Below are 16,058 nucleotides of genomic sequence, written 5' to 3'. Positions count from 1 at the left end.
GCTCAGATAATCTTAACCAACAATAACATTCTTTTAATAATGACACTTACCACATTCTAATCCACCCATCTGTGCAGCAGTCAATTTCTCTACACCATACTTCTTAGAAAGTTCTTCATGAATTTTAGCATAATATTCATTATCCTTCACATTCACCTCTGTTTCTCTATGACAGTTAATACACCATCCCATTGTTAATGGCGCATGCTGATACAATACTTCCATTTCCTCTACAGGACCGTGACATGTTTGACATTCTACACCTGCAACAGAAACGTGCTGTGAGTGATTGAAATATGCGAAATCTGGTAAGTTATGAATACGTATCCACTTTACAGGCTTCGTTTCACCTGTGTAAGCTCTACCATCCCAACCTACAGCATCATATAATTTTTGAATCTCAGCATTGTAATCAACACCATACTCTTTTCCTTCAGCTAAAGTTGTCTCAGAAACTTCACCAATTGACTTGTGACAATTCATACACACATTTAAAGATGGAATCCCAGAATGCTTACTCACTCTTGCCGAAGAGTGACAATATTTACAGTCAATTTCATTTACACCAGCATGTATTCTATGTGAATAATGAATTGGTTGAACTGGTTCATAACCTTGATCTATACCAACCTGCATAAAATAACCATACGCGAAATACCCACTTGCAAGTAAAAAGAAAATTGCTGTGACTAACATTAAGAATTGGTTCTCTACAAATGCTTTCCAAATTGGTTTGCGCTTTACTTCAGAAACATCTAAGCCTTTAGCTTCTGCAAAACGATTTAAAGTGCGCTTCACTAAAATTAAAGCCATTGCCAATAAACCAAATAAAACTGCTAATGCACCTAAGATTAATTCCTGACCAATACCTTGTTCAGCTGGCTGAGCAACAACCCCAGCCACAGGTTCTGGAGCAGGAGGTTTTGGCTGTGCAGTATAAGCTAAGATGTCCGAAATATCTTGATCACTCAATTGAGGAAAAGCAGTCATCGCTGTTTTGTTCCATGCATTATAAACCTTGTTTGCGTAAGCATCACCAGATTTAATTAAAGCAGAACTGTTACGAATCCATGCATTAAGCCACTCTCTATCCAATCCTTCTTCATTAGCCAATCTCATCTCAACATTACGAAGCATTGGACCAGTCATGTCCTTATCTAACTTATGACATGCAGCACAATTGGCATTAAACAGATTTTTTCCGTTTACTGGATCGCCGTCTTGAGCATTTAGTGAAATTGAAAACGTAAGAAATAGCATAAAACCGAAACTCAACAATTTGGAGCTTATAGTACGGTTGATAACGTGTTTCATATTATAAAGATAATTATCGTCTAAACTTTGGTATGATTTTTTCATGAAATATGACTAAAATCATGTTTATAAAAACTCTCGCAAAAGTAAGATATAAAGTCGATTTTCGAAATGCTAATGAAGTGTTAATAATCAATTTATAATTATTCTAAATAAGATTTTATTTTGAATATCGTTTTATAATATACCTTTGTAAAAAAATCTAATAGAATGGCACTAAATATCAAACATTTAAGCTTTATTTTTCTCTTATCAATCTGTTTCTTTTCGTTAAATGCTCAAGAGGGAAATGTTAAAATTGATCAGGATAAAGAGATAGACAAATTGATCGAGTACAAGAAAGATTTGAAGACCAATAAGTTATACAAAATTCAAGTTTACCAGAGTATTGATCCTGACAAGGCCCAACGTGAAAAAATGAATTTCTTAAACACTTATCAAGATTGGCCAGTGGAAATTGTTTGGAACACACCAAACTACAAAGTGTGGGTTGGTAATTTTGCAACGAGGCTTGAAGCTGACAGAGCTCTAGCGAAAATCAAAAAAGATTATATGAACGCCATTATTTTTCAGCCCAAAGTAGAAAAAAGTAAATAAAACCGTTCCGAATAGACATAAAAAAACCGACAATAATTTGTCGGTTTTTTTATGTTCGATAGTTCTGTTATTTCAGAGTCTTCTTCACTTCTACTTCTTGGAATGCTTCAATTATATCGCCTTCTTTAATATCGTTATAACCTTTAACTTGCATACCACAATCGTAGCCTTTAGAAACTTCTTTCACATCGTCTTTAAAACGTTTTAAAGATGCTAATTCACCTGTAAACACAACGACACCATCTCTAATTAAACGTATACCAGAGTTTCTGAATATTTTACCATTTGTAACCATACAACCTGCAATGGTTCCAATCTTAGAAATCTTAAATGTTTCTCTAATCTCAGCTGTACCTGTAACTTCTTCTTTAACTTCTGGTGACAACATACCTTCCATTGCATCTTTAAGATCATTGATAGCATCATAGATGATAGAATAGGTTCTGATATCTATTTCTTCTTTGTCTGCTATTGTTCTTGCATTTCCTACAGGACGCACATTAAATCCTACAATAATCGCATCTGATGCAGAAGCTAATAACACATCACTTTCTGTAATGGCACCAACTCCTTTATGGATAATATTTACTTGAATTTCTTCAGTAGATAGCTTTTGGAATGAATCTGTTAATGCTTCAACAGAACCATCCACGTCACCTTTAAGAATGATATTAAGCTCTTGGAAATCACCTAAAGCAATACGTCTTCCGATTTCATCAAGCGTAATATGACGTTGTGTTCTCACAGATTGCTCACGTTGTAATTGTGTACGTTTCGCAGCAATTTGTTTTGCTTCACGTTCGTCCTCAAATACATTGAACTTATCACCTGCTTGTGGTGCACCATCTAATCCTAATATAGACACTGGTGTTGATGGGCCAGCCTCTTTGATGTTATTACCACGCTCATCGTGCATCGCTTTAACCTTACCACTGTTTTTACCTGCCAGTACGTAATCTCCAACTTTTAATGTACCTGCTTGTACTAAAATAGTAGATACATAACCTCTACCTTTATCTAAGTAAGCTTCTACTACAGTACCAACTGCTGGTTTTGTAGGATTAGCTTTAAGTTCTAATAATTCAGCTTCTAGAAGTACCTTTTCTAGTAATTCTTTAACACCTGTACCAAATTTAGCTGAAATATCGTGAGATTGAATTTTTCCACCCCAATCTTCAACCAATAAGTTCATAGCTGCTAAACCTTCTTTCACCTTATCTGGATTAGCGTCTGGCTTATCAATTTTGTTAATTGCAAATACAATTGGTACACCAGCTGCTTGAGCATGTGAAATTGCTTCTTTTGTTTGTGGCATAATGGCATCATCTGCAGCAACCACAATAATTGCAATATCCGTAACCTGAGCACCACGAGCACGCATCGCTGTAAAGGCCTCGTGACCTGGCGTATCTAGGAATGCTATTTTTTGACCATCTGATAACTCAACTCCATAAGCCCCAATATGCTGTGTAATTCCACCTGATTCACCAGCAATTACATTCTCTTCACGGATGTAATCTAATAATGATGTTTTACCGTGATCAACGTGACCCATTACCGTAACAATCGGCGCACGTGGTTTTAAATCTTCTGGTTTATCTTCAACCTCTTCAATTGATTCTTCAATATCAGCGGTTACAAATTCCACTTGATAACCAAACTCATCAGCAACAATAGAAAGCGTTTCTGCATCTAATCTCTGGTTCATCGTTACCATCATACCAAGAGACATACATGCTGAAATTACTTGAGTTACTCCAACATCCATCATTGTAGCAACTTCACTAACAGTTACAAACTCAGTAACCTTTAGGATTTTACTTTCTGCTGCTTCCGCTTGTAGCTCTTTTTCAGACTGCTCTCTATGTCGATCTCTTTTTTCACGACGGTTTTTAGCTCCTCTACCTTTATTTGATTTACCTTGAAGTTTTTCAAGTGTTTCTCTTACTTGCTTTTGTACTTCTTCTTCACTTGGCTCTTCCTTAACGACTTTTGGTCTATTATTATTACCACGTCCTTTTTGATTACCTCTTCTATTATCAAAGTTTGGTCTTCCACCACCATCATTACCACCTTTACTAATACGACGTCTTTTTCTTTTGTTGCCGTCGTTAGTAGCATTTGCTGCTGGTTTTTTCTCCTCTTTCTTCTTTTTAGGCTTATTGAACTGAGAGAGATCTATCTTTTTACCTGTTGTTACAGGTCCAGTAAGTTTTTGATATTTTGTCTTAAGCGTTCCTGTTTCAGGTTCTTCAGCAGGTTTCTCAGTAGTTTTTTCAGCAGGCTTTTCTGCTTTAACCTCAGGTTGTTTTACCTCTTTTACCTCTTGAACTGTCTCAACAGATTTTGGCTCAACCACTTTTGGTTTTTCTACTTTAGCAACAACCTCTTTTTTAGGTTGCGGCTCTACTTTCTTTTCCTCTTTAACTTCAGGTTTTGAGGCAGCTTTAGGCTTATCTAGATCTATTTTACCTATTTGCTTTGGTCCGCTTAAAGCAGCTTTAGCTTTAACTACAGTCTCCTTTGCGGCTTCAATTTTTTCCTTTTCTTCAATCTCGCGTTCGCGTTGTTCGCGAAGCTGCTCTTTCTCTTTTAGCTTTGCTTCACTTACCTCTTGTGCTTTTTCGCGTTTAGAAGCATCTGTCTGAAATTCATCAGATAATGTATCATAAACTTCTTGCGAAATTTTTGTATTAGGACTTTTCTCTATCTCGATGCCTTTGGATTCTAAGAAATCCACAGCACGATCTAGTGAGATATTGAGTTCCCTTAATACTTTATTAATTCTTATTTGAGCCATAAAATTGCCTGTAATATAACTTAATTATATGTTATTCTTCAAATTCTTCTTTTAGAATTCTAATAACTTCTAAAATTGTTTCTTCTTCTAAATCTGTACGCTTCACTAAATCGCTAACGTCTTGCTCTAGAATGCTTTTTGCTGTATCTAAACCAGCTTTATTAAATTCATCTATAATCCACTCATCAATTTCATCAGAGAATTCTTTTAACTCAACATCTTCTTCCGCACCTTCTCTAAATACATCGATCTCAAAACCAGTTAATTGCCCAGCTAGTCTAATATTGTGTCCACCTCTACCTATCGCTTTAGACACTTCTTCTGGCTTTAACAATACTTCAGCTCTCATGTTTTCTTCATCTAATTTTAATGAAGTTACTCTTGCTGGACTTAACGCTCTCGTGACAAACAACTGAACGTTATTTGTATAATTGATTACATCTATATTTTCATTACCTAATTCACGTACAATGCCATGAATTCTTGATCCTTTCATACCTACACAAGCACCTACAGGATCTATTCTATCATCATAAGAATCTACTGCTACTTTTGCTTTTTCACCTGGAATTCTTACTACTTTCTTCACTGTAATTAAGCCATCAAAAACCTCTGGAATTTCTTGCTCAAACAACTTTTCTAAGAAAATTGGTGAAGTTCTAGACATTATTATTGCTGGCTTGCTTCCTTTAAGCTCAACACTTTCAATAATACCTCTTACGTTTTCACCTTTTCTAAAGAAATCTGAAGGAATCTGCTTGTCTTTAGGAAGGATAATTTCATTTCCTTCATCATCTAATAAAATGATTGCTCTATGACGAATGTGATGAACCTCAGCCGTGTAAATCTCTCCTTCTAATTCTTTAAACTGCTTGTATATATTAGTATTGTCGTGTTCGTGGATTTTAGAAATTAAGTTTTGTCTTAAAGCTAAGATAGAACGTCTTCCTAAGTCTATTAACTTTACTTCTTCTGCTACATCTTCACCAACTTCAAAATCTGGCTCAATTTTTTGAGCTTCAGATAATGCTATTTCCTGATTTTCGTCTTCTACTTCACCATCAGCTACGACTATACGGTTTCTCCAAATCTCTAAATCTCCTTTATCAGGATTTATAATAATATCAAAGTTGTCGTCATCACCATACTTTTTCTTCAATGCATTACGCAATACATCCTCTAGAATCGCCATCAGCGTAACTCTGTCTATTAACTTGTCGTCTTTAAACTCTGAAAATGATTCTATTAATGCTACATTTTCCATAATTGATATGAATTAAAATTTTATCTTAACTTTTGCTTCTTTAATATCGCCATAGGCTATGCTTGCCTCTTTCGTCACGGTCACTTTACCTTTTCCAATAGGTTTAGGTTCTCTAGTCTTCCACTTTAACAGTACAGATTCTTCATCTGCACTAGCAAGTTCACCTTCTATTTTATCACCTTCAATGGTTTTTACCTGAAGATTTCTTCCTATGTGTCTTTTATATTGTCTAGGCATAAGTAGCGGAGAAGTTGCCCCAGAGGACAACACTTGCAATGAAAAGTCTTGTTCTTCTCTATCCATATTATGCTCAATAGCTCTACTCACAAACATACAATCTTCAACCAAAACACCATTATCACCATCTAAAACTATTTTAATAGCATTTTCCGGAGAAATGGTAAAATCAATTAAAAACAGATCTGGCCTCTCATCTAAGGCATTTTGCAATAAATCTTCTACTATCTTTTTGAACATTTCTAATATAAAAAGAGAGGACTTTTCGTCCTCTCGCGTATTCATTCCTTAAATAACGATGCAAATATACATTATTTTTCTCGATTTATCCAAGTTGTGAAGTTCTATATTTTTATTAAATTTATATAACTAACTAAAACAACAATCCATGAAAAGAATCCTTGTTCCTACTGATTTCTCCGAGCAAGCTGAAAATGCCCTTAAGGTAGCAGCGATGCTGGCTAAAAAGCATGATGCTGAGATCTATTTATTACACATGATGGAAATACCAATGCAGCACATTGACCCTGGTGCCGTTAAAAGCGATATTCCAGAAACCTTATTTTTTATGAAATTGGCTCACAAGAAGTTTGAAGACCTCATGGAAAGTGATTACCTGCAGGATATAACCGTTCACGAAACAGTAAAAGCAGATATTACATTTAATGAGATTAAAGAATCTGTAAAAGAATATGAAATAGACATGATTATTATGGGTTCTCATGGTGCTTCAGGTCTAATGGAAATGTTTATAGGATCTAATGCCGAAAAAGTTGTAAGAACTTCTGATGTACCAGTTTTAGTTATAAAAAACGAGCATTCAAGCTTTGATATCAAGAATTTTGTATTTGCTTCAGACTTTAAAAACGACAACAAAGAAACCTACAAGCAAGCTGTTGAATTTGCAAAACTTTTCGATGCTAAAATACATTTACTAATGGTCAATACAGCTAATCACTTTATTACTACTTACGATGCTCGCACTAGAATTAACGATTTTATTTCTAGTGAAGTCTTTGATAATTTCACAACTAACGTGTTCAATGATGTGAGCGTAGAAAGTGGTATTCTAAACTTCTCTGCTGAGATAGATGCAGATCTAATTGGTATTAGCACACATGGTAGACAAGGTATTGCTCACTTCTTTAATCATAGTATCAGTGAAGATTTGGTGAATCATGCAAAACGACCTGTGATTACTTTTAAGATTTAGAATAAATAACCATCCAGAAATTTAAAAAACCTAATCAGTTGGATTAGGTTTTTTTGTTGACCTACTCTGCCTTCACAATGTTTTAGCAGACAAGTAGGGTTTGCTTCGACAAGCTCAGTATCAACTTCTCGCCCAAAATGTATTAGAAATAAAAAAGTCCCAACTCCATTCAGAATTAAGACTTTATCAATTTGTTGGCCTACTAGGGCTCGAACCTAGACTCTTCTGGACCAAAACCAGACGTGTTGCCAGTTACACCATAGGCCAATCTCACGATTGAGCGTGCAAATTTAATACAAACTTTGTCATAGACAAAAAAAATCCTAAAAAATAATTGAATTTACTTAACGTTAACTTAAAAGGATAGGCTTTTAGGTAATAATTGCTAAATTCGCCAGCACTTAAAGAACGGTTTTTTATGACAAATTTTAACTTTAAAAAGTGGAATAATATATTAGCTTGGTTTGTTTTTACTATAGCTTTTATAGTCTACGGCTTAACCATTGAACCTACCGTAAGTTTCTGGGATGCAGGTGAATATATTTTAACTTCATCTAAGCTTCAAGTTGGTCATCCACCTGGAGCACCACTTTTTCAAATGATGGGAGCTTTTTTCTCGATGTTTGCATTAGAACCTTCTCAAATAGGAATGTTACTTAATATGATGAGTGGTGTCGCAAGTGCCTTCACGATTCTATTTATGTATTGGACTATTAGCTTACTTCTTGTAAAACTTGTAAAATTCAATAATGAATCTAACCCAAATAAAGGCATAGCGATATTAGGTAGCGCATTAGTTGGTAGTTTGGCTTTTACATTTACAGACTCTTTTTGGTTTAATGCAGTTGAGACAGAAGTTTATGCTATGGCGACATTAATCATGTCTGTTATGTTTTATTTGGCCTTACGATGGGAGCAAGACATGCACAAACCAAGAGGCAATCGCTGGCTGATTTTGATTGCTTTTATTATTGGTTTGTCTTTTGGTGTTCACTTTATGGGCCTATTGACCATTCCTGCTATAGGATTGATTTATTACTTTAAAAACTACAAAACAATAACGGTAAAGAATTTTATCATTGCCAATGTAGTTTCTGCGGCAATACTACTTTTCATTTTTAAATTGCTTTTACCATCAACATTAAAACTTTTTGGTTATCTCGAAGTATTCTTTGTTAATTCTATTGGATTACCATTTAATTCAGGGACAATAATTACAGTATTATTAGTTGTAGGGTTATTTTATTTTGGGCTTAGTTTTACTCGAAAAAAAGGCTTAATTCATGTCAATACACTAGTACTATGTTTAATGTTTATTTTTATTGGATTTTCATCTTGGATGATGCTACCAATACGCGCAAATGCAAATGTGATTATAAATGAAAATAACCCTTCTGACGCTCGTGAATTATTGGCTTATTATAATTTAGAACAATACCCAGAAACACATTTATTTTATGGTCCTCAATTTACTGAAGTATATTCTGGTGCTGATGAAGATGAACCCTTTGTTGACGACAAAAAGAACTACGAGCGTAATGATAAAACTGGCAAATACGAGATTATAAATGAATGGAAGGATAGTAAACAAAATTATAATCATAATCATGCAGCCATACTACCAAGAATGTGGAGCAGCGAGCATGCCGATAACTACATGATGTTTACTGGCTTGATTGACTTTGAAGTTGACCCTAAAGTTCAAACTCGAGCTTTTAATGAAGCTTATAATGTCTATTTTGATGTTGCTTTAAAGGAAGGTAACTCTGAAAGTATCGCAGATGAGATTGCTAGTGAATATGCTAGTGCTTACGCCTTACAGGAAAAGAAAAGGGTAGATAAAATAGTCAATGATTTTCGAAAACGTGTGCTTGAAGGTGACGTAGATTATGAAGGCTATGCAAATTTCCTTAAGAGTTATGGACAGCAATTTTTGATTATTGAAAAACCTTCATTTTTAGACAATATTGCCTACATGTTTCAGTACCAATTTGGATATATGTACTGGCGTTATTTCATGTGGAATTTCACCGGAAGACAAAATGATGTTCAAGGAAAATATGACGACTTTAATGGTAATTGGATTTCAGGAATAAAGTTCATTGATGAACTACACTTAGGACTGTCTCAAGACAATTTACCAACCGATGTCCTTCAAAATAAAGCTAGAAACACGTATTACTTTTTACCCTTAATATTAGGTTTAATAGGCTTATCGTTCTTATTATTTAAAGACACCAAGCGTTTTTGGGTACTATTGGTATTCTTTTTACTAACTGGTTTGGCAATTCAATTTTACACTAATGTACGACCTTTTGAACCGAGAGAGCGTGACTATTCTGTTGTTGGCTCATTCTATGTCTTTGCAATATGGATTGGTTTTGGTGTTTATGCCATATACGACTTTATAAAGTCTAACTTAAAATCTAAATTATTAGCACCTGTTGTGACGTTAGTTTGTCTAGTGCTTGTTCCTGGTATATTAGCTGCAAATAATTGGGATGATCATGACCGATCTGGCAAGTATACAGCAAATGCAATGGCTCGCAAATATCTAGAGTCTTGCGCTCCTAATGCCATATTATTTACCATAGGCGATAATGATTCCTTCCCATTGTGGTATCTACAAGAAATTGAAGGTGTTCGTACCGACGTTAGAGTTGTGAATACCAGCTTATTTCAAACGGACTGGTACATTGATCAAATGAAGCGTAAAGCTTACGAAAGTGATCCAATTCCATCTCAACTCACACATAATCAATACAGAGGTGGCACCAGAGATGTGATCATTTACAGGGAGATTAACAGAAGGATTGCTAATGACACTTTAGATATTAAAGAATTTATGGATTTTGTGTCTGGTGATGACCCTAAAGCAAAATTTAAACATATTGTTAGAGCCAAAGGAGAGGATCCGAGTGCCTATCCAAAGCATATTCAGAATAGTAATTATTTTCCAACACGTCATATAAGTGTACCAGTCAACAAAGAGGTTGTCTTAAATAATGGTATTGTACAACAAAAAGATGCGGATAAAATTGAAGATAAACTATATGCAACTATTGAAGGCTCTTATTTATATAAGAATAGACTATTAATGTTAGATATTATCGCTAACAATAATTGGGAAAGACCTATATATTTTACGGGAGGTGCATTTGGTGACGACGATTATGTTTGGTTAAAAGACTACTTACAGCTAGATGGTATGTGTTACAAACTTGTACCAATTAAAACGCCAGTGGACAGAGCTAATCCTTATGATATGGGCCGTGTAGATCCTGATCTCATGTACAATATGGTTAAAAAATGGGATTGGGGCGGAAGCGGAGAAGATATCTATCACGATATTGAAACACGCCGTAATAGCATTACATATCGCGGTAACTTAGCCAGACTAATGGAAGCTTTAATTAATGAAGATAAACTAGATAAGGCTGAAGAAATAGCTGATATAGCTATGGAGAAAATGCCAGTTGACACCTTTGGTTTTTATGCATTGCTAGAACCTTATATCAGTGCCTATTATGAAGTTGGCAGTACGGATAAAGGTCGTGCTTTATTTAAAGATGTTTCTGAGAAATATCAAGAAAAGCTGATGTATTATGGTGGATTAGATGAAGAAGATAAAATCTATTTATTAGATGAAATTTACCTAGATATTCAACGATACAGAGCCTTGGTAGATATTGTAGTATTAAAAGACACTGAAGAATTTGCGCTTGAAGAGACTAAAAAATTCAATAGTTATTTAAGTATTCTAGATGAGTTAATGGGTACACCTGAAGAAGAGGAAGAACCTATTGACGATATAGATATTGAAAGTTTTTTGAACGATAGTATTCAAGACGAATTGGCACCTTTAGAAGAATAATTTATAATGAATTATATTCCAGTCAAAACACCAGAATTTGTAAAGTCAATTTTTCCGAGTTTTGTCTGGAATATTAATACATCCCAAAAAGAACTATACCTTACCTTTGACGATGGCCCAACTCCAAAAGTAACAGATTGGGTACTTCATCAATTGCATCTGTATAATGCTAAAGCCACGTTTTTCTGCATTGGCAACAATATTGATTTATATCCTGAAATATTTCAACGTGTTATTAGCAATGGGCATTCAATTGGTAACCACACCTATAATCATTTAAAAGGCTGGAAAACTTCTTCTCAAGAATACACTAATAACACCAAAAAAACTGAAGCATTATTAATACGTCATTTCGAAAGTTCAGAATCCTTTAGTAATAATCTTTCCGCACAACTTAAATTATTTAGGCCACCTTATGGAAAAATTAAACCAAGTCAAAGTAAGGTGATTTTAAAACTTGGATATAATATTATTCTTTGGGATATTTTATCATTTGATTGGGATCCAAGCACAAGTCCGGAAAAATGTGTAACAAACATCATTTCAAAAACTAACCCTGGCAGTATTATCGTTTTTCACGACAGTGTTAAGGCCTTTAAAAACCTTGAATATGCTTTACCAAAAGTCTTAGAATATTATAGTAAGAAAGGATTTGAGTTTAAAGCAATTACTAAACAAAGTCTTGAATAATTCCAATCAAAGTATTAGCGTCTTGCTCACCACTGTGACGCCATTTCATCTCGCCATCCTTGTAGATTATAAGTGTTGGTAGACCTTTAACCCTTAATGCCTCTGCAAGCTCTTTGTTTTTATCTACATCAATCTTAATCACTTTAGCTTTGTCACCAAGTGCAGCAGCAACATCTCTTAGTACCGGATGCATAGCAACAGACTCATCACTCCATTCTGTGTAGAAGTCTAACAGAACCGGGATTTCAACATCTATTAATTCCCCAAATTTTGACATATTTTATCGTTTTTTTGGCAAATGGGTAATACAAACCTACATAAATTTTTGACTCTTAATTTATATAAGACTTATATTGCATAATATAAAAATAAACAATTGTTTATAATTAAACTGATTTTGAACCTTTTTTAAGTTCTATCACTGTAATTTCTGGCCAAATGCCAACTCTTCCAGGAAACGCCAAGTAACCAAATCCTCTATTTACATTGATATATTGCCCTAACTCCTGATAAATCCCTGCCCAATACTTATATCGCCACTTTACAGGACTCCATTTAAACCAACCAGGTATTTCAATACCAAATTGCATGCCATGTGTGTGACCACTTAAAGTTAAATGATAATGCTTTTCATCACTAATAACTTCTTCTTCCCAATGGCTAGGATCATGACTTAATAAAATTTTGAAATCGTTATGATCTACCAAACTAGAGGCTTTTTTTAAGTCTCCAGCTTTTTTAAAACCTCCTTTACCCCAATTTTCTACACCAACCAAAGCAATACGGTCATCTCCTCTTTGAATAAACCTATTTTCATTTAAAAGTAAATCAAAACCAATTTCCTTCTGTATTGCCTTCAAATCTTCAAGATTCTGATTTTTATCTTCTTTAGAATTCCAACGCACATAATCACCATAATCATGATTACCTAAAACTGAATATAAACCATCTTTAGCATTTAACTTCTTAAAAATATTTATATATGGCTTCATTTCACTAGCCTTGTTATTCACCATATCGCCAGTGAATACAATCATATCGCTTTCTTGCTCATTTATAAGGTCAATGGCATATTCAACTTTGTTAGGATTATCAAAACTGCCAGAGTGCACATCACTAATTTGCGTTAGCTTAAAACCATCAAAAGCCTTTGGAAGATCTTCAAAATGTAATGTATATTTTAAAACCTTAAAATTATATTTGCCTTTTATCACCCCATAAAGAATAGAAGAAAAAGGAATTGCCGCAAGTCCTAAAGCAATTTTTGAAACAAACTTTCTACGGCCTTCAAAACTAATCTTTACATCGTTAGATTGCGTCGTCAGTTTTTCAACAACGTACATAATCGCTCTAAACACATCTTCACCAAATAGCACAATCCCTACAATAATCTTCGGAACAAAGAACAAAATAAACAACACCATAGCCAGAGAAAAACTGAATGGAATTCCGTTTGACCTATCTATAGTCACTGCTTGGTAAATACAATTTCCTATTATACCAATTGAAATAAGCCAATACAACACGTTCCACCAAGTGCTTTTAGTGATCGTTTTAAAAGATTGGAAGGTATAATAATCTAAAATTGCGATTATTAGTATGAATAATATTAATCTAAACATAGAGGTAATTTGTGTAGCAAAGATACTAATATGCCCTGTCGCATATCTTATCAATTTGTTAAAGCTAGTTAAATAAAAAGTGTTGAATAAATGCAAAAATCCCGAATGCTCTCATGTTCATTCGGGATTTTTCTTAATCAAATCAATTATAAAACTTTAATCAAATATTTTTGTCCAATCCCTATTAGCCGGACGATCTAGATACCAATCAGGGTTGAGCGTTCCTCCACTAGTTGCCCAAGAAGCAAAGTTTAAATATGCATGATTTATTGCAGATGATTCAATCGGATAATCAAATGGCGTAGCTATATTAATTGCCCATGGCAATCCGTTTTCAGTCTTATAATAGTACCCAATTGATGGATCTGTTGCATCAGCTGATGTACCGAACCAAGTCAGATCTGCAAGATCTGTTGGACTCTCGCCTGGTAAATGCACTTCTTTAGTTCTATCGCCATTTATAAATATGAAAGGATCATAAGGAGGCAAACCTGAGACATTTTGAGAAATTGGGTTTGTTAGCTCAATAACTGTACTTATTGTAACAGGTGACGTATATGGATTTTCAGGAATTGTATTTATAAATGCCCCTCCTTCGCTTTGAATAACATTATAAACATTATCAAATATAATTATTGAAGCATTTGTTTGATTGGACTCCGTACCATTACCAATATTAAAAATGATATTATCTTGTAAATCTTGACCCGTTACGCTCGCAATATCGCCTGAGGTTAGACCATCTAGTTCAATTCCAAAACCATTTTGAAAACCAGCACCTACCGCTTTTACAGTCCAATCAGCCTCAATACGAACTAGCTGATTATCACCATTTAAAACATGTGCTATATTGTAATCTAATACTAAATCATTAAAGTCATAATCACCTTTGTTTGGCCATAGATCTTCATAAGCTAAAGAACCTGTAAATGTATTTCTCACGGCAACTGTTGGATCTTCAGGAAACTCATCAATATCATCCGAGATACCATCATCATCAGTATCTGTTTCTGGTGTGACAGCAGGTATATTTTCTATTGCCACTGCTTCCCAAGGATTAGCGGTAACATAGAAGACTAAATCATTAAAATCTTCATCACTAGAGCCATTAGAACGCGGTAGATCTTCGAAAGCATTAAGTAGAAGTTCACGTCCAATATCCATTAACTGCACAGTGTGCTGTCGCATTGCAGGATTACTTTCATTGGTATTAAATTCTGGTTTTGAATAATATTTAGTAGCATTTACATTTACACCAGAACCATTCCAAGCATTTTGAAAAAGCACCCATGAAATAGTTTGACCTGCATCAAATCTACCCAAACGTATTTTATCACCGGCATATAATTCACCGCCTGAATATGCCAAAGAGGCATTTGGCAATACTACATGAATAGAGTCAATTTCGCTGGTATTAGCAGGTGGATTGTCCGTGTCGTAGACATAATAACCTAATGCATTTCTGTATCCTGCTCCCTCCGTTACAAAAGTCACCCAAACATCACTTTGATCTTCGATGATAACATCCAATTCATTTCCTGTAGTCAGATATTCAGGATTGTAATCTGGTACAGGTCTACCTTCTGGTAAAGATGCATTTACATCGTCTAGAAAGGCTTGATTTAAATCATCACCTTCAGATTCTAAATAATGTGGTAAACCTTTATTCGTTCCTGCATTATATGTGCCCATGTAGTAATAATTATTAGATATGTAAATAGGGTCTGAGTTACTATTATTAGACCTATCTTCTCTCGGTTCCGGCTGACCGCCAAAAGAAAGATTTACATATGGTGACACATCCACGGTTTGTTGATTTGCAAAACCTATACTGTGTACCTGAACAAATACCTCCTCTAAATATGCTGGTACTTGAATTTTACTTTGCATTATCCCCATCGCATTAGTAAATGCAGAAGACAAAAATTCACCCCCGAAATCTGGGTGTTCAGTAAAAAAACTCACTTTAATTCCGGACAAAGGCTCATCAGTAATACTCATCACCTCGATCTCGATATTCATCTCGGTAACTGTAGTAAAATCAAAGTCTGAGGGAATACTTAAATTTGTAATATCATTGGTTGATGGGTCAACTTGATCCTCCTGAGCATCTTCAATATCCATGTTACATGAGTAAAAAAGAATAAGAAGGATTACGGTTAAATAAAATCCTTTTTTCATGTTTGTAGTTTTTGGTTCATTCAAAAATCTTAATCTTATTGGACTTTTTTAATTGAAAATCGCTCAGTCGGAGTTTTCGGTCGTTAAATTGTTCATTCATTAAGTTAAAAGGAATAAGGCAAAATCTCAGTATTACCACCTTAAAACACTGAAAATGTGGGATACATATGATTTAAAACTGTCTAAATCTAATTTCCAAATTAGAATTTAATGAAAATTATTGCCTAGTATTTTCAGTATATTAGAGGGAAATTACTTTCTGTTAT

11 protein-coding genes and 1 tRNA gene are annotated in these 16,058 nt (G+C 34.5%); 4 read left to right on the top strand and 8 right to left on the bottom strand.

All coding sequences use genetic code 11. From position 1 onward, the window contains the following. Window positions 1-33: 33 nt before the first annotated feature. Window positions 34-1,314, bottom strand: coding sequence for a c-type cytochrome (locus HRU50_RS08280; RefSeq protein WP_296350167.1), 1,281 nt, complete (start codon window positions 1,312-1,314; stop codon window positions 34-36). A gap of 210 nt (window positions 1,315-1,524) precedes the next feature. Here HRU50_RS08280 and HRU50_RS08275 point away from each other — a divergent pair, with 210 nt between their 5' ends. Beyond that, a complete protein-coding gene (locus HRU50_RS08275) occupies window positions 1,525-1,911 on the top strand; it encodes an SPOR domain-containing protein (RefSeq protein ID WP_296350069.1) in 387 nt (128 codons plus the stop codon). A 67-nt stretch (window positions 1,912-1,978) separates the two neighbouring features. Here the strand turns inward: HRU50_RS08275 and infB are convergent, their stop codons facing one another. The 3 genes from infB to rimP are packed head-to-tail and all read right to left on the bottom strand — an operon-like array spanning window position 1,979 to window position 6,452. Continuing rightward, entirely contained in the window at window positions 1,979-4,711 is a 2,733-nt protein-coding gene (gene infB / locus HRU50_RS08270; RefSeq protein WP_296350067.1) for a translation initiation factor IF-2, read from the bottom strand. A 31-nt stretch (window positions 4,712-4,742) separates the two neighbouring features. After that, window positions 4,743-5,975, bottom strand: coding sequence for a transcription termination factor NusA (gene nusA / locus HRU50_RS08265; RefSeq protein ID WP_296350064.1), 1,233 nt, complete (start codon window positions 5,973-5,975; stop codon window positions 4,743-4,745). 12 nt (window positions 5,976-5,987) lie between these two features. Further along, a complete protein-coding gene (gene rimP, locus HRU50_RS08260) occupies window positions 5,988-6,452 on the bottom strand; it encodes a ribosome assembly cofactor RimP (RefSeq protein ID WP_296350062.1) in 465 nt (154 codons plus the stop codon). 148 nt (window positions 6,453-6,600) lie between these two features. On the opposite strand from rimP, the gene HRU50_RS08255 reads away from it, so the two are divergent. Next, window positions 6,601-7,425 (top strand): universal stress protein, encoded by an 825-nt coding sequence (locus HRU50_RS08255; protein ID WP_296350059.1) that lies wholly within the window; start codon window positions 6,601-6,603, stop codon window positions 7,423-7,425. Window positions 7,426-7,619: 194 nt separating this feature from the next. Here the strand turns inward: HRU50_RS08255 and HRU50_RS08250 are convergent. Next, window positions 7,620-7,692 (bottom strand) — tRNA-Gln (locus HRU50_RS08250). A gap of 151 nt (window positions 7,693-7,843) precedes the next feature. On the opposite strand from HRU50_RS08250, the gene HRU50_RS08245 reads away from it, so the two are divergent. Next, on the top strand, window positions 7,844-11,299 hold the full coding sequence (locus HRU50_RS08245; protein ID WP_296350058.1) for a DUF2723 domain-containing protein: 3,456 nt from the start codon (window positions 7,844-7,846) through the stop codon (window positions 11,297-11,299). 6 nt (window positions 11,300-11,305) lie between these two features. Then, window positions 11,306-11,989 carry a polysaccharide deacetylase family protein gene (locus HRU50_RS08240; RefSeq protein ID WP_296350057.1) on the top strand — a complete coding sequence of 228 codons (684 nt, stop codon included), beginning with the start codon at window positions 11,306-11,308 and terminating at the stop codon, window positions 11,987-11,989. Here HRU50_RS08240 and HRU50_RS08235 read toward each other — a convergent pair. The 3 genes from HRU50_RS08235 to HRU50_RS08225 form a co-directional block, all read right to left on the bottom strand. Beyond that, window positions 11,970-12,266 (bottom strand): thioredoxin family protein, encoded by a 297-nt coding sequence (locus HRU50_RS08235; RefSeq protein WP_296350055.1) that lies wholly within the window; start codon window positions 12,264-12,266, stop codon window positions 11,970-11,972. The two genes, HRU50_RS08240 and HRU50_RS08235, sit on opposite strands and share 20 nt — an antisense overlap. A 109-nt stretch (window positions 12,267-12,375) precedes the next feature. Continuing rightward, complete coding sequence (locus tag HRU50_RS08230) at window positions 12,376-13,611, bottom strand: metallophosphoesterase (protein WP_296350053.1); 1,236 nt, start codon at window positions 13,609-13,611, stop codon at window positions 12,376-12,378. A gap of 156 nt (window positions 13,612-13,767) precedes the next feature. After that, complete coding sequence (locus HRU50_RS08225) at window positions 13,768-15,792, bottom strand: LruC domain-containing protein (protein WP_296350051.1); 2,025 nt, start codon at window positions 15,790-15,792, stop codon at window positions 13,768-13,770. Window positions 15,793-16,058 lie beyond the last annotated feature (266 nt).

The organism is Winogradskyella sp., assembly GCF_013213835.1.
GTDB lineage: Bacteria > Bacteroidota > Bacteroidia > Flavobacteriales > Flavobacteriaceae > Winogradskyella.
Note: the sequence above shows the minus strand (reverse complement) of the source record. Positions and strands in the feature narration are given on the sequence as shown.